Source organism: Algoriphagus halophilus (assembly GCF_041729275.1).
Taxonomy (GTDB): Bacteria; Bacteroidota; Bacteroidia; order Cytophagales; family Cyclobacteriaceae; genus Algoriphagus; species Algoriphagus halophilus_A.
This window is the reverse complement of sequence record NZ_CP146486.1, coordinates 1-18780: the sequence shown is the minus strand read 5'-3', so window position 1 is coordinate 18780 and position 18780 is coordinate 1. Positions and strand designations below refer to the sequence as shown.

The 18780-nt window shown below is 38.7% G+C and carries 13 protein-coding genes and 4 pseudogenes; 7 read left to right on the top strand and 10 right to left on the bottom strand.

Annotated elements, in window-relative coordinates:
- The first annotated feature begins 15 nt into the window (after window positions 1-15).
- On the top strand, window positions 16-321 hold the full coding sequence (locus V8V91_RS00085; protein ID WP_373398216.1) for a hypothetical protein: 306 nt from the start codon (window positions 16-18) through the stop codon (window positions 319-321).
- On the top strand, window positions 291-1082 hold the full coding sequence (locus V8V91_RS00080) for an alpha/beta hydrolase (protein WP_373398215.1): 792 nt from the start codon (window positions 291-293) through the stop codon (window positions 1080-1082). The genes V8V91_RS00085 and V8V91_RS00080 overlap by 31 nt, the downstream gene beginning before the upstream one ends.
- Window positions 1083-1107: 25 nt before the next feature.
- Here V8V91_RS00080 and V8V91_RS00075 read toward each other — a convergent pair whose 3' ends face one another.
- The 6 genes and pseudogenes from V8V91_RS00075 to V8V91_RS00050 all read right to left on the bottom strand — a co-directional run bounded on the left by V8V91_RS00075 (window position 1108) and on the right by V8V91_RS00050 (window position 8687).
- Entirely contained in the window at window positions 1108-2700 is a 1593-nt protein-coding gene (locus V8V91_RS00075; RefSeq protein WP_373398214.1) for a sialate O-acetylesterase, read from the bottom strand.
- Between the two features lie 137 nt (window positions 2701-2837).
- The gene (locus tag V8V91_RS00070) at window positions 2838-3014 is read right to left on the bottom strand and encodes a hypothetical protein (protein ID WP_373398213.1); all 177 of its coding nucleotides are present in this window, start codon (window positions 3012-3014) and stop codon (window positions 2838-2840) included.
- 316 nt (window positions 3015-3330) lie between these two features.
- Window positions 3331-4644 (bottom strand): xylose isomerase, encoded by a 1314-nt coding sequence (xylA, locus tag V8V91_RS00065; RefSeq protein ID WP_373398212.1) that lies wholly within the window; start codon window positions 4642-4644, stop codon window positions 3331-3333.
- Window positions 4645-4687: 43 nt separating this feature from the next.
- Window positions 4688-6187, bottom strand: a pseudogene (locus V8V91_RS00060) (xylulokinase).
- Window positions 6188-6199: 12 nt separating this feature from the next.
- Window positions 6200-7842 (bottom strand): annotated as a pseudogene (locus V8V91_RS00055) (sodium/sugar symporter).
- Window positions 7843-7961: 119 nt separating this feature from the next.
- Window positions 7962-8687: an aminotransferase class IV gene (locus tag V8V91_RS00050; RefSeq protein ID WP_373398211.1), complete on the bottom strand. Its 726-nt coding sequence runs from the start codon at window positions 8685-8687 to the stop codon at window positions 7962-7964.
- 251 nt (window positions 8688-8938) lie between these two features.
- On the opposite strand from V8V91_RS00050, the gene sdaAB reads away from it, so the two are divergent.
- The 3 genes and pseudogenes from sdaAB to V8V91_RS00035 all read left to right on the top strand — a co-directional run bounded on the left by sdaAB (window position 8939) and on the right by V8V91_RS00035 (window position 12283).
- Window positions 8939-9616 carry an L-serine ammonia-lyase, iron-sulfur-dependent subunit beta gene (gene sdaAB, locus V8V91_RS00045; RefSeq protein WP_373398210.1) on the top strand — a complete coding sequence of 226 codons (678 nt, stop codon included), beginning with the start codon at window positions 8939-8941 and terminating at the stop codon, window positions 9614-9616.
- 14 nt (window positions 9617-9630) lie between these two features.
- Window positions 9631-10955 (top strand): annotated as a pseudogene (locus V8V91_RS00040) (TolC family protein).
- Window positions 10956-10963: 8 nt separating this feature from the next.
- On the top strand, window positions 10964-12283 hold the full coding sequence (locus tag V8V91_RS00035) for an efflux RND transporter periplasmic adaptor subunit (protein WP_373398209.1): 1320 nt from the start codon (window positions 10964-10966) through the stop codon (window positions 12281-12283).
- 32 nt (window positions 12284-12315) lie between these two features.
- Here V8V91_RS00035 and V8V91_RS00030 read toward each other — a convergent pair whose 3' ends face one another.
- The 3 genes from V8V91_RS00030 to accC form a co-directional block, all read right to left on the bottom strand.
- Window positions 12316-12906: a Maf family nucleotide pyrophosphatase gene (locus V8V91_RS00030; RefSeq protein WP_373398208.1), complete on the bottom strand. Its 591-nt coding sequence runs from the start codon at window positions 12904-12906 to the stop codon at window positions 12316-12318.
- A 123-nt stretch (window positions 12907-13029) separates the two neighbouring features.
- The gene (locus tag V8V91_RS00025; protein WP_373398207.1) at window positions 13030-14184 is read right to left on the bottom strand and encodes a DUF1015 domain-containing protein; all 1155 of its coding nucleotides are present in this window, start codon (window positions 14182-14184) and stop codon (window positions 13030-13032) included.
- Window positions 14185-14186: 2 nt separating this feature from the next.
- Entirely contained in the window at window positions 14187-15686 is a 1500-nt protein-coding gene (gene accC, locus V8V91_RS00020; RefSeq protein WP_373398206.1) for an acetyl-CoA carboxylase biotin carboxylase subunit, read from the bottom strand.
- Between the two features lie 195 nt (window positions 15687-15881).
- On the opposite strand from accC, the gene V8V91_RS00015 reads away from it, so the two are divergent.
- The gene (locus V8V91_RS00015; RefSeq protein ID WP_373398205.1) at window positions 15882-17132 is read left to right on the top strand and encodes an aminotransferase class I/II-fold pyridoxal phosphate-dependent enzyme; all 1251 of its coding nucleotides are present in this window, start codon (window positions 15882-15884) and stop codon (window positions 17130-17132) included.
- Between the two features lie 103 nt (window positions 17133-17235).
- On the top strand, window positions 17236-17409 hold the full coding sequence (locus V8V91_RS00010; protein WP_074223854.1) for a histone H1: 174 nt from the start codon (window positions 17236-17238) through the stop codon (window positions 17407-17409).
- 83 nt (window positions 17410-17492) lie between these two features.
- Here the strand turns inward: V8V91_RS00010 and V8V91_RS00005 are convergent.
- Window positions 17493-18719 (bottom strand): annotated as a pseudogene (locus tag V8V91_RS00005) (integrase core domain-containing protein).
- Window positions 18720-18780: the final 61 nt, after the last annotated feature.

The following is an 18780-nucleotide window of genomic DNA, read 5'->3' as shown; positions in this document are numbered from 1 at the left end:
AATTAACGAACCAACATGTTACGCAAAATCTTTTTAGGAATATTCGGTGCGGCCATGCTTTTTGCGATCCTCTATATGGTGGGGCCAAAAGAAGAAAAGCAGGAGCTGATCATTAATTATCCACAGATCCCTACTCGATTGGCTGAAATTGAGCAATATGTAGCTCAACGAGAGGATACTGTAAAAGGGCTAAAGCCCGGTAACGAAGCTTACATCATTTGGGCCGATAGTACTAATAAAAGGAAGACCCCTATTCCATCGTCTACATTCATGGTTTTGGAGCAAGTCCCATGGAGGGAGATCCGGTTCACCGCTTTTTAGCAGCTCATTTTGGCGCAAATTTATTTGTCACAAGGCTTCCAGAGCATGGAATCAAACGTGAAAATGGCATGGAATATTTGTCTGCTCAAAAGCTTGCTGATGCAGCTGGAGAAGCTTATCAAATAGGAAAAAACCTAGGAGATTCAGTCATTGTAATGGGCACTTCAATGGGAGGAGCATTGACACTTCTTTTGGCTAGTCAACAACCTGATCTAAAATCTGTGGTCGTTTATTCTCCTGCCATAAGAGACAATGGAGAAACCCTCAATAATTTATTTACGCCTTGGATGAAAAAAATCATGCAATGGACCTGGATGGAAAATAAAATGAAGACTCAGCCAAGAGAAGGCGAAAAAGCAAAATATTGGTCTGAGGAATATCATTACAATGCCTACAAAAGTCTGGGGATTTTGATGTATAGCATGATGAATGAAGAGACTTTTAGAAAAATCAATCAACCCCTTTTTCTTGGATATTATTACAAAAGTGAGCAAGAACAAGATTTTGTCGTTTCTGTCCCTAAAATGTTAGAAATGTTTGATCAACTGGGAACACCGGAGAGCCTGAAAAGAAAGGCGGCTTTTCCTGATGCAGGAGACCATGTCATTGGAAGCTCCATCACCTCTGGAGATTGGGAAGGTGTTTTATTTTCCACCATTGACTTTCTGGAAAATGTAGCTAAAGTACCTTCCAAAGAGGAATATCAAAGAAAAGTAGAGGAATTAAATAAGTTGGATGTAGAATTGGAATCCATGCAATAATCAAGACTAGTTTCATTTTGGCAGCTTATTCTTCCTCAAAGCGATACCTAAATGGCACAGCGGGTAAATTTAGATGATTGATCAAATTGACTTCTGGGTTATCCGCCCAAGCATACCTGATTTCAGAAATATTTGCCCTTTCTGTTTCAATGGTAATTTCATTATTCCCAGTAATCACTGCTTTGGCCTCTGTAAAATTCCCTCTTGAATCGGAGATAATGAATCCTTTAACTGACTCTGAATTATCGGAAGTTTGAAGCCCTTCACCAACTTCTGAATAATTTAACACCATGGTTCCATCCCTTAAAGTGGCAGATTCTAAGACAGGCCCAGAGGAAACAAGCTTTTCCTTATAAGCTACTTTCCTCGCTTGTAGCCATAACCTTTCACCCACCTCTTTTTTATTTTTTGGATGTATATCCCCTGACTCTCCAATATCGATAATTACCGCCATTCCTGTATTGGGTAAATCTAAGGTCTCCTTCTGCGCATCTCTTAAATAAGCCCAATTGCTATCTGGCTGGGGGGATTTCCTTTCCATAAAATTGGCCAATTGAACAAACAGAAATGGAAAATCGCCAAGACCCCATACTTTTCTCCAATTGGTAATCATGGCAGCAAACAACTCATGGTATTCTTCAGCCCTTCCTGCATTACTCTCTCCTTGATACCATATTGCCCCTTTAATGGGATAATTGATTAATGGATAGATCATGGCATTGAACATCATTCCTGGCTTCCAATTCAGAAAATCTACTTTTGGAAGCAAAGGTTCTACCTTATTATTTGAATAGCTCCAAATACCTTCCAGAGAGATCTTTTTGTCCCCTTGCAGGATATACATTTCACCTGTGGCCCCTATACTTGGCTGATTATTCCAAGTATTGACCGCTCTTATTGTCAATACATTGTTTCCTTCCAAGAGGCTAGATGCTGGAATTTCCAAATCGGGAGTAGTAGTTCCCCAATCTTTGTAATGAAGTAAATTCCCATTCAGATAAACATAGCCCATTTGGTCTATTCTAGGCAAATGAAGCGTAGCTGCTTCAGTAGAATTCGCTTGAAAGACCTTCCGAACCCATGCGATGTGCTCTAATGGATTGGATTGGGGTAGATTGACCTTTTTCCATTGGCTATCATTATATTTTACACTGGCAACTTCCAAGGCTTTTAAGGAATCTGGTTTTGGAACTAGTTGATCCCGTAGAGCCCTTCTCTCCTCATTCGCGAATACCTCCTCTTGCCACGTATCCTGGTTTTCCAAGATATCAAGTGCCTCTTTACTATAGGAAGCATTCATTCCTGCCAAAACCGATAATTCAGTCCATCCTTCAGCGGGTGTACCACCCCAGTTCGATTCAATAATACCTACTGGAACATTTTTCTCTAAGTGATTTCGTTTTGCGAAAAACCAAGCCACAGCAGAAAAGTCAGGCATATTTTCCGGAGTAGCTACCTCCCATTCCCCACCTTCTAGCTCATTTTGAGGTCTTGCGCTATATGACTTGGGAACTTTAAAAAATCGGATTTTCGGAAATCCTCCTTCTTCTATCTCTTGATCAGCTCCAATGACAGCAGATTTTAACGCCCATTCCATATTGGATTGACCTCCTGCCAACCAAACATCCCCAATGTAGACATCTTTTATTTGCGTATTATTTACCTCAAGAATATAAGGACCTCCGGCTTTAGATGCTGGAAGCTTGATCGACCAGGTACTATCCGCATTTACCTCTGTGCTACCTAATAATCCAGCTATTGAAACTCGAACTTTTTAGTAGGAATCCCTCTTCCCCAAACAGAGATTTTCTGTTCTCTTTGAAGCACCATACCCTCTTCGAAAAGTTTTGGCATCATTACTTCAGATTCAAACTTGTCTGAATCACAGCCAAAATTCCAAATTAAAAGTAGGACAGCTAAATAACGCTTCATAGATTTTAGGGTTTACTATTGAAAATTGACATTTTTTTGAAATGATATACTACTGCCTTGTATTTCTACCTTAATATTCCTTAAAGTCCAATATATACTTGATACTTATAGGGTATTCACCCATTTAGTCATGGTAGTTTGGCAATTGACCTTAATGGACCTCCATTCTCTTAATCTCAAAATTTTATCCCTAATCGATAGTGGAAAGAATAATGAAATACAGATCTGGGCTCCCAATCCTTCCGTTTTAGAAAACAAAAAGCCCGATGAAGCAAAACTTCATCGGGACTCTTCATCTTTCTTTATTTAAGGCAGATTAAATAAACCTGTTCAACAAGTTTTCGAAGTATTCTTGTTTACCGCTAGTCATGGCAGGCTCGCCTTTGGCAGCTGCGTAGTTACGCAAATCTTCCAATGTCAAGGCACCATCTTCAAACTCTTTTCCTTTTCCGGAATCATAACTTGCATAGCGATTCTTTCTTCTTTCAAGATAATCTGATTTTTTCAAGATATCTTCTGCGATCAACATTCCTCTGGCAAAAGCATCCATACTTCCAATGTGTGCGAGGAATAAATCTTCAGGGTCTGTGGAGTTTCTTCTGATTTTTGCATCAAAGTTCACTCCACCACCTTGGATTCCATCAGAATTTAGGATCACCAACATCGCTTCTGTTAATTCCTGAAGGTTCAATGCAAATTGATCTGTATCCCAACCATTTTGGTAGTCTCCTCTGTTGGCATCAATACTTCCCAGCATTCCTGCATCGGCTGCCACTTGAAGTTCATGTTGGAAGGTATGACCAGCCAGGGTAGCATGGTTTACTTCAATATTTAATTTAAAGTCCTTATCCAATCCGTGATGTCTTAAAAATCCAACCACCGTTGCAGCATCATAATCATATTGGTGCTTGGTTGGCTCCATTGGTTTTGGTTCTATGAAGAAAGTACCTTTGAATCCATTCTTTCTAGCATAATCCCTTGCCATGGATAAGAATTTCGCCAAATGCTCTGTTTCGCGTTTCATATCTGTATTTAACAAAGACATGTAACCTTCACGACCTCCCCAGAACACATAATTTTCCCCTCCAAGAGCAATCGTTGCATCGATGGAGTTCTTCACTTGGGTAGCTGCATAAGCCAATACATCAAAGTCCGGATTGGTCGATGCTCCGTTCATGTATCGAGGATTACTGAATACATTGGCAGTACCCCATAATAATTTCACTCCAGTTTCTGCTTGCTTTTGCTTTGCGTAATCAACAATGATTTTCATACGCTGCTCGTACTCTGCGATATCTTTTCCTTCATCGATCAGATCGACATCATGGAAACAATAATAAGGAGCTCCGATTTTAGTGATGAACTCAAATGCAGCATCCATTTTATCTTTGGCTCTCTGCACTGGATCTGGATTGGCATCCCAAGGATGAACAATGGTACCTGGGCCAAAAGGATCTGAACCAGTAGCACAGAAAGAATGCCAATAGGCAATGGAAAACTTGAAATGCTCTTTCATGGTTTTCCCTTGGATGATCCGATTTTCATCGTAAAATCTAAACGCCAACGGATTATCACTGTCCTTCCCTTCAAAAGGAATCTTGTCGATATTTGGGAAATACTGTTTTGACATGTTTCTAATATTTAGGTTTGACTTAATAGGTTTAATCTTGCAATTATAATTTTAAATTTTGAATCTGTTCCAATTGGTATTTCCAATGGGCATAGACTTCTTCATAAGGCTCATAGAATTGTTCATTGGGCTCAATGGTTTCCAACAATTCCAATCCAGCAAAGGCTTCGCTTTCACTTGAAAACAAGCCGATTCCGATTCCTGCTCCCCGTGCGGCTCCTTGTGCTCCATCTGTATCATAAAGTTCCAAAACCACTTTATTCATGTGAACAAAGGTCTTTCTAAATATAGGGCTAAGGAACATGTTGGCTTTTCCAGCTTTCACTGTTTTCAAATCCATTCCCATATCCTGCATAATTCTAAAGCCAAAAGTCAATGCCGATACAATTCCTTCTTGTGCGGCTCTGATCATATGCTTCTTATCATGCTTCAACAAATCCAACCCAAGTAAATGAGCCCCTACATGTTTGTTTTGCATAATTCGCTCTACTCCATTCCCAAAAGGAATAAAGGTCAGGCCACCAGAACCTATAGGAGCAGAACTTCCTAAGTTGTTCATTTCATCATAATCTATCTTCCCAGCCCCCATCAGTTTCTTAATCCAGCTGTTCAAAATACCTGTGCCATTCACACAAAGTAATACTCCATAGGAAGGCTTCTCTTTGGTATGATTTACATGAACAAAAGTATTCACCCTAGACAATGGGTCATATAGGGGTGTATCACAAACTCCGTATACTGTACCTGAAGTTCCTGCCGTGGTGGCAAGTTCTCCTGGTTTCAACACCTGCAAAGAGAACGCATTATTAGGCTGATCACCTGCTCGATAAGCGACTGGAACCCCTGCTTCTATGCCAGTCTCATCAGTTGCATCTTGAGTCACCTTTCCTTGTATAGAATAGGAAGGTACAGCTTTAGGATCAATCTTTAGTTATTCCATAATTTTCGATCACCTTTTCACTGATCCCATTTTCTTTGAAATCCCAAAAGACACCTTCTGATAAACCTGTCTCTGAAGTGAGCACTTCTCCTGTCAGCTTCATTGCAATAAAATCACCTGGTAACATGATTTTATCAATTTTTGAAGCCAATTCAGGTTCATTTTCTATGACCCATCTAAGCTTAGATGCTGTAAAATTCCCAGGAGAATTTAAAAGGTGCGGAAGACAATAATCTTTCCCTAAGTCTTGAAAAGCTTTTTCACCTATGCTAACAGCTCTACTATCACACCAGATGATCGAAGGTCTTAAAACCTGTTGGTTTTATCCACCAATACCAATCCATGCATTTGGTAAGCAATTCCAATCCCCTTTAATTCTCCACTTTTTACACTTGCTTTTTGAAGCACATATCTACTGGATTCTTTAATGTATTTCCACCACATTTCTGGATCTTGTTCAGCCCAGCCTTCGTGTGGTGCCTCAATGGTCATTTCCTCTTCAGGGAATGCCTTCGCTACGATTGCTTTTCCAGTATCAGCATCTAATAAGGATGCCTTGATAGAAGAGCTACCTATATCTAACCCTAATAATAACTGTCTCATTTGAATATTTTTTTACCAGAACACGATATAAAGCGCTGCAGTAATTCCCGCAATTAATACTGCACCAATTTTAAATGAAGTACTGGTTTTGAAAAGTTCTTTATTGATATCTATACTGTTTGGATGGTCTTTTCCTTTACCCTCTACCAAACTGATAATTATCATCAATGTTGCCAATATTAGGAACACTACCCCCATGCGATCGATGAAAGGAAGTCCTGGGAAGGCTATTTTCAGTACGATAGATAGTGGAATACTCAAAGCAGCTCCTACCAATGCGGCATTGGATGTGGTTTTTTTCCAGAATACCCCAAAGAAGAAAATCGCAAATACCCCAGGGCTAATAAAGCCTGTATATTCCTGAATAAACTGAAAAGCTTGATCCAATGCTCCTAATGCAGGAGCTACCAAAGATGCCAATCCAAATGCCACCAAGGCGGTAATTCTTCCTACTTTTACTTGTTTGGTTTCAGATGCTCCTTTACCGATGTATTTATTATAAATATCCATGGTAAAAATAGTGGAGGTACTATTGGCCATAGATGCCAAAGAAGAAACAATCGCGGCAGTCAAGGCTGCAAATGCCAATCCTTTCAAACCTACCGGCAGTAATTGTAATAAGGTAGGGTATGCTCTGTCAGATTTTATAATTGAAGTTGCAGGATCTTTCATTGACTCCATGAAACTTAAATCTATTCCATTCTCTACTATGACAAATGCTGCAATACCTGGAATTACTACGATCAAAGGCATCAACAACTTCAAAAAGCCTGCGAAAATCATCCCTTTTTGAGCCTCATCAAGACTTTTGGCAGCCAAAGCTCTTTGGGTAATGTATTGATTGAATCCCCAATAACTTAAATTGGTAATCCACATTCCTCCAATTAGAACCGAAATACCGGGAAGATCCAAATAGGCATCTTTCACTCCTCCTGATCCATCAGGAATCATCATTTCACCTTTGGAGAAAATCATGGTAAAGTGACCTGGAACTTCTTTTCTCAAGAGGCTTAACCCCTCCCATGCATCTCCAGAACCAACCATTTGCAAGGCAATGTAAGTGGTAGCCAATCCACCGGCTACTAAGAAAACTACTTGGACTACATCAGTCCATGCAACCGCTTTCAAACCACCATAAATGGAATAAAGCATGGCAAATGCTGCCAGGCCCACAATACCCCATATCATAGGTACATCCAAGATGGTATTTAAACTAAGAGCACCTAAGTATAATACAGAAGTAAGGTTTACGAAGACATACAATAAAAGCCAAAATATAGCCATGGTAGTTCTTACCCTAGTATCATATCGATCTAGCAAAAAGCCAGGCATGGTATAGATTCCTTTTTAAAGTAGACTGGTAAAAAGAAAATTGCGACCACTAATAAGGTTGCTGCTGCCATCCATTCATAGGTTGAAATTGCCAATCCCATGGCAAATCCAGATCCAGACATTCCAATAAATTGTTCGGCTGAAATATTGGATGCAATCAAGGATGCTCCGACGGCCCACCAAGGGAGCGCTTTGGATGCTAGAAAGTAATCAGAGGAATTTTTTACATGTCCTTTCTTTTCTCTGGATACAAAAAGGCCCATCCCAATGATGAGCATACAGTATCCAACGAAAACAATCAGATCTAAGGGTTCTAAAAGCATATTAATTTAGGTTGGTGTTTGGGCTTAATAGATTATTATTCAAGTCTAAAATCAAGACAAGGCGTTAAATATAGGGTTTTCATCTAAAGGTCAGAAAATAAATTATTGGGATTATCAACTTATTCAAAAATCTGATCTAAAAAAGGAAGTGGATCAGTAGCGTATTTAACCCCATTTACATTCTCCAAATAACTAATTCCTATCGCATTACTCACCCAAACACTACTTGCTTTAGCCAAATGTTCTGGCAAATACATTCCTTCATGAATCTCTAAATGTTGAGCCCTTAATCGCTCAAGAATCGCTGCTCTTCCTACTCCTGCTATACAAGAGCATTTAAGGGATGGAGTAAAAACCTCGTCACCTATTTTCCAAAATACGTTGGAAGAGCCAGCTTCCGAGATAAACCCTCTTTGATCCAAAAGAATTACCTCATCCATTTCATACTCAGTCCTTTCCTGATTAGCCAATACATAAGTCAAAGAGTTTAAGGTTTTGGCATTGCACCAATATGTGGGGTAAACATGGATCTTTTTAGATATATAGGCCAATTTCTTAACCATAACCGGCGGTTTAAATTCCTTGATGTGTAGGGTTTGGATGACTTCTTGAGTAGTGGGCGTATAAGTACCAGATTCAGCTCTATATACATTCCATCGAATCCGAAAATTTTCCTTGGGTAACAACCTATTCATCAATGATTCAATTTCCTCAAGATTTACAGAATCCATTTTCAATTGGAGCAGTTCCATGCCATACTTTAACCGAGCCAAGTGCTTGTGAACATATCGAATCTTTCCCCCAACAAAAACCATAGATTCAAAGAGACCATCCCCAAAATTCATAGCTCTATTTGGAATTTTTATATCTTTAATTGGTTGCCACGATCTCGTCTGGCTATCTAAAATAAAATTTGTTTCAAAATCGCTCATAAACTGTTCAAATACGGTCAGTTTTCTAAATTGTCATTAATTGAACTTGTTAAATCTAATAAAGAAAATTACCCATATGAGGAAAATTCAGTGATAAATGACATTTTTGGGCTTAATAACGAAAGTCTATTTAGCTTAGCACTAATATTGAACCCAAAAAAGAGATGGCAAATAAGAGTAGCGTTTTTGATATGATTGGTCCGGTAATGATTGGGCCATCCTCTTCTCATACAGCCGGGGTAGTGAGAATTGCAAGAGCTGCTATTAGAGTATTAGGAGGAAAACCTGATTCTGCGCTCATCACATTTTATAATTCATTTGCAAGAACCTATGAAGGCCATGGAAGTGATCGGGCAATCATTGGTGGTCTTATGGATTTTAAGACGGATGACCCTAGAATAAAGGATGCATTAAGCATTGCGGAAGAAGTTGGATTTGAGTATAAATTCAAGTCCATTGGTAATTCTTCCATACATCACCCCAATACCATTAAACTAAATTTGGTCAAAGGTGATAGATCTGTTGAAGTAGTGGGAGAAAGTTTGGGAGGTGGGATTATCAATATCTCTGAAGTAGATGGATTTGTTGCAAATTTTTCTGCCAAAGATCATACTTTAATAATCAAAGCAGAAGATGTCTCTGGAGCCATCGCATTTATTTCAAGTGTTATCGCCCAAGAAAAAACCAATATTGCCACCATGTCTGTTTCCAGAAAAGGTAAACATGATCGAGCATGTCATGTTATTGAAATGGACTCCGGAATTAAAGGGATTACTATTGAATACCTTAAATCACTTCCTTGGATCAAAGAATTAATTTATATACCTGACATTGACCTTTAACTACGCACAAACACATGAAGAAATGCTTTTTAAGCTTAGCTTTTTTGGCAAGTACGGTTTTTGGAGTTTTTGCCCAACAGGAATACACAGGTCCCTACGACCTGGAGACTGCGGTAAATATAGCTTTGGAAAACAACTTGAACTTAAAGAGAAGTGAATTAAACCAACAAACCAATGAGGCCGCCTTACTTCAAAATCAAGGTGCAAGGTATCCAAATTTGACGGCCGGAGGTTCCACCAATTTTAATTGGGGTAGATCGATTAACCCGGCAACCAACTTATTTGAGACCCAAAGAATTGGTAATGTTAACTTGAATGCAAACGCAAATGCACCAATATTTAATGCTGGAAGAGTTAATAATTCTATCAAGCAATCCAAGGTAAACTTGGAGCAAGGTTATTATAATATTGAAGCAACAAAGAATTCGATCACTTTGAATGTGATCAATCTTTATATCAATGTGGTCTTTAACCAAGAGCAGGTTAAAATTGCGGAGAATCAATATAAAACTACAGAAGAGCAATTAGAACGGACTACAAAACTTGTAAATGCGGGTTCTTTGCCTTATTCGGATCAACTTGATTTACAGTCACAATTGGCAACCAATAATGTGGATTTAATCAATGCCAAAGCTACATTGACTATCTCATTATTAAATCTTGCTCAGGCTCTTCAAATACCTTACACTCCTGATTTTCAGATTGTAAAACCAGAACTAACCATTGATGATACGTTTATGGTTACCGAGTCTTCAGCGACTATCTTCGAAACAGCGGAGGAAGTGATGCCTGAAATCAAAGCAGCTTCCTTAGGAGTTCAAAGTGCTGAATATGGAGTAAAACTTGCTAAAGCTGGCTTCTACCCTTCCATTAACATTGGAGGTAACTTAGGTACAAACTATGTGGATTTGTATGATGAAAAATTTGGAACCCAATTGGATTTCAACTTTTCACAATCTGCTGGAATTTCTTTGAGCGTGCCTATTTTCTCTAGAATGGCCAATAAAGCTTCTGTACAGCGGGCTAGAGTGCAAAAAGCCTGGCAGAAGTTGCTGAAATTGAAGCAAGAAATCAGCTTCGACAGGACATTGAAACTGCGTATACCAATGCATTGGCATCAGAGCAGTCCTATCAAGCTTCCCTTAAAAGAGTAGAGAGTTTGGAAGAATCTTATAGAATTGCTCAGCAACGATTTGATTTAGGGGCAATCAACTCTGTTGATTTTCAAATTGCTCAAAACAATCTTTTCAGCGCTCAGTCGCAATTGATTTATGATAAATACACTTATATTTTCAGAGAAAAGTTCTTGATTTTTACTTGGGTAATCCTATTAACTTAAACTAAACCATGGCTAATAAGAAGTCGAACAAGCTATTGTATTACCTACTCGGAGCAGTAGGATTAATTATTGTTTTTGCAATCATCGGCCGTTCTGCAGGATGGGTTGGAGGAGCAAAGGAAATCGAAGTGGAATTTGCCCAGGCAAAAAAGACTCAGATCATTGAAAAGGTAAGTGCCTCTGGAGAAATCCAACCAGAAGTTGAGGTGAAATTATCTCCTGATGTTGCGGGTGAAATTATAGAATTGAATGTGATAGAAGGTGATTCTGTCGCTGAGGGCAAATTGTTAGTCAAAATTCGTCCTGACAACTTCATCTCTGCATTGGATAGATCAAAAGCCAACTTAAATCAGCAAATGGCAAATCTTTCCCAAGCTAGAGCCAGCTTACAAAGATCCGAAGCTCAATTCACCCAGGCTGAATTGAACTTCAATAGACAGAAGACATTGTTTGAACAAAAAGCAATTTCTGAAGCTGATTTTGAAACTGCCCAAGCCAATTATATCACTGCTCAGAAAGACCTTGAAGCAGCTAAACAAAACGTGATTGCTTCGGAATTTATCGTTAAAAGTTCACAAGCTACCGTGAATGAGGCGGCAGAAAACTTAAGGTTGACCAATGTATATTCTCCGGTGGATGGAATTGTTTCCAACTTATTGGTTGAAAAAGGAGAACGTGTAGTAGGTACTCAACAAATGGCAGGTACAGAAATGCTTACTATTGCAGATCTTTCTAAAATGGAAGTACGTGTAGATGTCAATGAAAATGACATTATCCGACTTAGCATGGGTGATACTACCATTATTGATGTTGATTCTTATTCTTCTACCGGTAAGAAATTTAAAGGTGTAGTAACCAGTATTGCTAATACTGCCAACACCAAAGCTTCCGCAGATGCTGTAACCGAGTTTAAAGTAAAAATCAGAATCTTGAATAGCTCTTACCAAGACTTGGTAGCCCAAGGCAAAAAATATCCTTTCCGTCCAGGAATGACTGCTTCTGTGGATATCATCACCACATCTAAAAACAATACTTTGTCTGTCCCATTATCAGCAGTTACTACCAGAGATAACATGGTAGATACCTTGGCCGGTGGTACGACAAAACCAAAAGAATTGGTATTTGTAAGTGAAAATGGAGTTGCGAAATTGAAAGAAATCAAAACTGGTATTTCTGATTTCGAAAACATTGAAGTATTAGAAGGCATTACTGAGGGAGAAGAAATCATCTCAGGCCCATACTTTGTAGTCTCCAAGCAGTTGAAAGAAGGAGATAAAGTAGTTAAAATGGAAGCCCCTAAAGCTGGGCCAGCTGCTAATGCCAATTAATCAAAAAAAGCCCCGATTAATCGGGGCTTTTTTTATGACCATTTTTTTAACTGTTCATAGACCAAATGCAAGGGAAATCCCATCACATTAAAATAGGAACCCTCCATTTTGGTTACTCCTATATATCCTATCCATTCTTGGATTCCATAAGCACCCGCTTTGTCCATAGGACTATAGTTTTTGATATAATGCCATATCTCTTCCTCTTCCAAAAACCTAAAAGTAACTTGGGTTTCATCCTCCACAGTTAGTTGTCTTTTATGATCTCTAAAAGTAACCGCAGTCATCACTACATGACTTGTACCTGAAAGACTTTTAAGCATATCAAAAGCTTCCTCTTCGTTATTAGGCTTCCCTAACACATGCCCATCTTGAATCACTACTGTATCGGAAGTAATTAAGAGTTCATTTTCACTTAATTCATCCAAGAAGGATTCCGCCTTCAATTTGCTAAGGTAGGCAGCCACAAACTCAGGTTTCATGTCTGCAGGAATCTTCTCCTCTACTGAAGTGGGACGAACCTCAAATTCAACTTCCAGTCCCTTTAATAACTCCTGCCTTCTTGGTGAGTTGGATGCAAGAATTATCTTTTTGCTCTTCAAGCTATTTAAAAAAGGCTCCATAATCGAATTCGAATTCTTGTTGATTAATACTCGCAAAAAGTAAGCCTCCCAAAGCTTTAGGATAAAAGTAAGTCGATTTTTGAGGCATCACATACCCGGACCTACAAACCTCTAGAACCTGACTCAATTCCAATTCGCGAGTGATGACTGCAAAGCTAGCCTTTCCAGATTGGACTTCATGGATACATCTGGAAAAATTTCTCTCATAGTTGATATTTTCTGAAAGCGCTGTTCTTCCAATGGAATTCCCAAAATCTTATCGAAAACCAAGCTGTGTAATACAGCCAGATCTAACTTTTTAATGATTTCCGGAAAATTGGATTCTATTTCATCAAATTTCTCAGGTTTCAACTGGAGTAAATAACTTTCTTCCTTCAAAATCAACCCATAAGACCATTTTTTGGTAAAGGAATAACCACCCAACTCTTCTTGGTCATGAAATTTTTTCACCTCAAACCATTCTTGTAACGCTTGAATAAATTCATGATTACTTAATTCCAATGCTTTAAAAATCCGATGTGTGGGAAGAATTTTTAAATGGTTCCCATTCGTATTTGTTAAATACATCATATGGTAATCAAATCCATTCCATTTTGATTTGGAAGCAGTTGGTTGTTTGGATTTCCGGTATTGAATGGCTCCTTCTAAACGGTGATGACCATCAGCCAATATCACCTGTTTATCTTTTAAAACAGTCAAAAACTTGGCAATGATTTGAGGATTTCGGATGACAGCAAGGACCTCTCTCACTCCTTGGTAATCCTCTAATTCATAGATAGGTTTTTCCATCGCTTCATCCATAAAAGCCTCCAGTTGATTCTCTGGGTCTTCATACAATCCATGAGTGGGACTAGCTTGTATTTCTGTAGACTTCAATAAATCAATTCGATCATTTACTGCATGGACAATCGTGTTTTCATGCCTTAGGATTACTTTTTCATCCCAATCGTATGCCTTAATATGGGCTATAAAACCTTTTCTACATCTTGCATCATGCTCTCCAGGTAATCTGAAATATTGATAATACACATAGATTCCAGGCTCCCCATCTTGGACAATTAGTTGTTCTTGTTTCCATTTTCTCAAGGTATTTCGAGCTTTTTCTGCTGGATTAGGTCCATTGGGAACAGAAAGATGAATGCTGTTGAATGGGTTTTCATACAATAACTCTCTTTGCTTGGAAGATACCACATCAAATAAAGGAGCGGTCAACTCCTCCATTTTACCCAAAAGACGATCATGGTATCTCCAGGCCCTAATTGGTAGGATTTCTGCCATTCTTAATCTAATCTATTTCTCCAAGCTGAAACTGTTGCTGCTTTTTCTTGTTTGGGTTTTTGCACCAACTCTTTTTTGGATTTATCAAAAAACTCTACCGCCAGGGCAGCGAGTAACTCTTCTTCTTCCTTAGAAAAAGTTGGATCCAAGGATTCAGGATTGAAATACCGTTCAACAAATTTGGTATCAAAATTTCCAGAGACAAAAGCTTCATGATTCAACGCAAATTTGCAAAAACCCAAGGTAGTTTGGATTCCTGTAATTTGATATTCTTCTATAGCCCTGATCATTCTTTCAATAGCAGCTTCTCTTGTGGATGCGTGGGTGATCAATTTTGAGATCATAGGATCATAATAAATAGGAATCTTCATCCCTTCTTCAAACCCATCATCCACCCTAACACCAGGACCTTGTGGTCGCTGGTAAGTTTCCAAAGTACCAATATCCGGAAGGAAATTATTCTTGGGGTCTTCAGCATATACCCTTACTTCAATCGCATGTCCATGGATGCTTATGTCTTTTTGGGAGAAGGAAAGTGGATTGCCTTCAGCAATTAGAATCTGTTCTTTGACCAAATCCTTCCCCGTAATCATTTCTGTCACAGGATGTTCTACTTGTAGTCGAGTATTCATTTCCAGGAAATAAAAATTCAAGGCATCATCTACAATAAATTCAACCGTTCCTGCACCATAATAATTACAGGCTTTTGCCACTCCAACAGCAGCTTTTCCCATCGCTTCCCTCATTTCAGGAGTCACCACTGCCGAAGGTGCTTCTTCAATTACTTTTTGATGCCTTCTTTGGATGGAACACTCTCTTTCAAATAAATAAACAATATTGCCTTGCTGGTCTCCTAAAACCTGAATTTCAATATGTCTGGGTGAGGTAATAAATTTTTCTATAAAAACTGCACCATCTCCAAATGCGGAGATTGCCTCACTAATTGCCCGATCCATTTGGCTTTCAAATTCAGCTTCATTCTCCACAATCCTCATCCCTTTTCCACCTCCCCCAGCACTGGCCTTAATTAAAATTGGATACCCAATTTGTGCTGCAATTTTCTTGGCAGCAGGGATATCTGAAATAGCTTCTTCGGTACCCGGAACCAATGGAATATTGTAATTCCCTACCGCTTGTTTAGCAGCTAATTTACTCCCCATCACCTCAATGGATTCTGGAGAAGGTCCGACGAAAATCAAACCGGAATCAGTAACTTTTTTTGCAAAACCTGCATTTTCCGAAAGAAAGCCATAGCCAGGATGAATAGCATCTACATTTAATTCTTTACACACTTCAATAATTTTATCTCCTAAAAGGTAGGATTCTGAAGATGCGGCTGGTCCTAGACAAACTGCCTCATCCGCAAACTTCACATGGGGAGAAAGGCGATCCGCTTCACTGTATACGGCTACAGTTTGAATTCCCATTTCCTTTGCTGTTCTCATGATCCTTAAGCTTATCTCACCTCTATTGGCTATTAAAAGTTTTTTGATGTTAGGCATGCTTTTTTTGGTTTATTAAGTTTTATTTGGGTCGTTGGCTAAGTAAAGAAATTTATCCAAGTTATGTTAAGAAAGCTTGGAAACGAAAATCGTTTTTTGCTTAGACGGCATTAAAGTTTTATTTTTGACGGATTTTACAAGAAAAGATCACAATTTCTTAATCGTAATAGCACACACCTAAAATAAAAAATCACTTTGGATCTATTTGCTAAATTAAAAACGAATATGGGCCCACTGGGCAAACATTCTAAGTATTCAGATGGTTATTTTATGTTTCCCAAACTAGAAGGGGAAATTGCTCCACGAATGATGTTCCAAGGAAAGGAAGTATTGACATGGAGTTTGAATAACTACCTTGGGCTAGCTAACCACCCTGAAGTTCGTAAAGCAGATGCTGATGCAGCTGCTAAATGGGGAGCAGCCTATCCTATGGGAGCTAGAATGATGTCAGGCCAAACCAATCTTCATGAAAAATTAGAGGATGAACTTGCCAAATTCGTGGGTAAAGAAAAAGCATATTTACTCAACTACGGATACCAAGGCATCATGTCTGTAATTGATGCACTATTGGATAGAAAAGACGTCGTAGTGTATGATTCTGAATGTCACGCTTGTATTATAGATGCATTAAGAATGCATATGGGTAAACGTTACGTATTCCCTCATAATGACATCGACAATTGTGAAAAGCAACTTGAAAGAGCCACTAAATTAGCCGCGGAAACTGGCGGTGGAATTTTATTGATTACCGAAGGTGTATTCGGTATGACTGGAGATCAAGGAAAATTGAAAGAAATTTGTGCGCTAAAGAATAAATTTGATTTCAGATTACTCGTGGATGACGCACATGGTTTTGGAACCATGGGTAAAACAGGAGCAGGTACACATGAAGAGCAAGGTGTAATTGAGGAAGTAGATTTATACTTCTCGACCTTTGCAAAATCAATGGCCTCTATTGGTGCTTTCATCGCGGGTAATGAAAAAGTGATCCATTACTTACGTTTTAACATGCGTTCTCAAATCTTTGCCAAGTCCCTTCCAATGTTATTGGTAGAAGGAGCTTTAAAAAGATTAGAGTTACTTCAAACCAAACCTGAGCTAAAGGATAATCTTTGGAAAATTGTAAATGCATTAAGAGACGGATTGCATAACAATGGTTTTAGCACCGGAAAATCAAACTCACCGGTGACACCAGTAGTCTTAAACGGTACTGTAGGAGAAGCTGCAGCGCTATCCCATGATTTAAGAGAAAACTACGGAATCTTCTGTTCGGTGGTCATTTACCCAGTTGTTCCTAAAGGAATGATTATCTTGAGGTTGATCCCAACTTCGGTACATACCTTATCCGATGTAGAAGAAACAGTGAAAGCCTTTGCTGAAATCAAGGAAAAACTTACATCAGGAATTTATAAGAATTCAGAGTTGGCAATTTCTTTTGGAGAATAAAAAAAAATTCAAAAAAAATGCCCTCCTGATTGATTTAGCAAGTATTTAGGCTATATTGAACGGAATAAACTTATCATCAACCTAAACAATAATCACTTTTACTATGAGCAGATTTAGTGAAGTCCGAGATCTTGTAAATGGCTTAGAAGCCGATTTTGAAAAATTCTATGAAAAAGGCAACCAAGCTGCCGGCACTAGAGTTAGGAAAGGAATGCAAGACTTGAAGAATATGGCACAAGATATCCGTAAGGAAGTTCAAGAAAAGAAAAATGCCTAATTTGTAAGGTAATCAATAAAAAAAGGTGGTCAATTGACCACCTTTTTTAGTTTATCGTCCTAAAATAGATTGACAGGTTTAAATTAATGAATTTGAGACCGAGGTTGATTTTCTTCCTCGGTTTTTTGATGTACTTGATCAGGAGTTTTTCATATTCAGGCTTAAATGTGGTCTCTCCTGATTATAGTATTTACTGACTCTTCAATATATTTTTCAGATCCTGTCCAGTATTACAGGTTTCCACAAGAAACTCCTGTTTCAATATTCCATTAACCACTGTAAGAGCATTCTGATAGCAGTCGTATCCATCGGTCATGGATGTCTGGATTTCTTCCTGCAATGTTTGCTGGTATAAAGATGAACGTGTTGTAACCTCTGTCAGGTGATGAATCAACGGCCATTTGGTTTTCCGTGTTTTGATGGCCATTTGCAATGATACCTTTACACATGCTCTGTGCCCATATCATCCTGAGCTCATATCCCATGATTTTCCTTGTAAAAGCATCCGTAACTAAACTTAGATAATGTGTCCTCTCTTTACTTCTTACATAAGTTATATCATGACAAATACCTCTTCCATTCTGGTAGTTTGAGTTCCTTTAACAGGTTGGGATAGCTTTTCAGCCAGTGTTTTGAATAATTGGTCTTGGTATAGCTTTTCAAGGTTTGACCAACATCTTTTCCTCTCTTAAATAAGCCAAAAAGGCCATCTCCTACCCAATTTGACTCCCATTTCACTGAATTGATCCTCTAGTAAATAATACAGTTTCTGGTGCCCAGACGGGGCATCTTCATCCGCTTCTCCAATAACAGCGGTTTTAATCTTTCAGACAGTTCTTCTTTTCATTCAATGCTCTGTTTCTGCCTGATGTAAAGCTTGGCGACTGATCAGCTTTTTCTCCCAAAGAGACTGGAAATACTTGTTATTGTTTTTTCTTCTCTGAGGCGCCAGACGGTTTGGGGGAAAACTTTTTTCTGATGGCTGTCCCATGCCTGCTGCTGATCGGAAATATCGATCATCTTCAGTAAATCAAATTCTTTAACCGTTCTCTTCCCGAAAGCTCTCTCTCAAGTCGCTTGATCTTTGGGCAGGGGTTTCTTCTTTCTTTTCAGGATTCATAAAATGGATGAGTGGATTGGACCAATCCAAGCTTACCATGTTTCACAGCAAACCAAAACTGTCGATTTCCCTTGTATCGCACAATCGCTGGGCTTGTTTGTAAGTCATTTCACCTTGTTCTACACGCGAAACCAGTGATAATTTAAAATGAGTTATAATCCTTCTGACTTCGCTTTTCCTCTTCGGAAATTCTATTCCTACATTTTCATAATAAGTCGATTTGTTGTCAACTTATTCTAGGACGGCTGTCT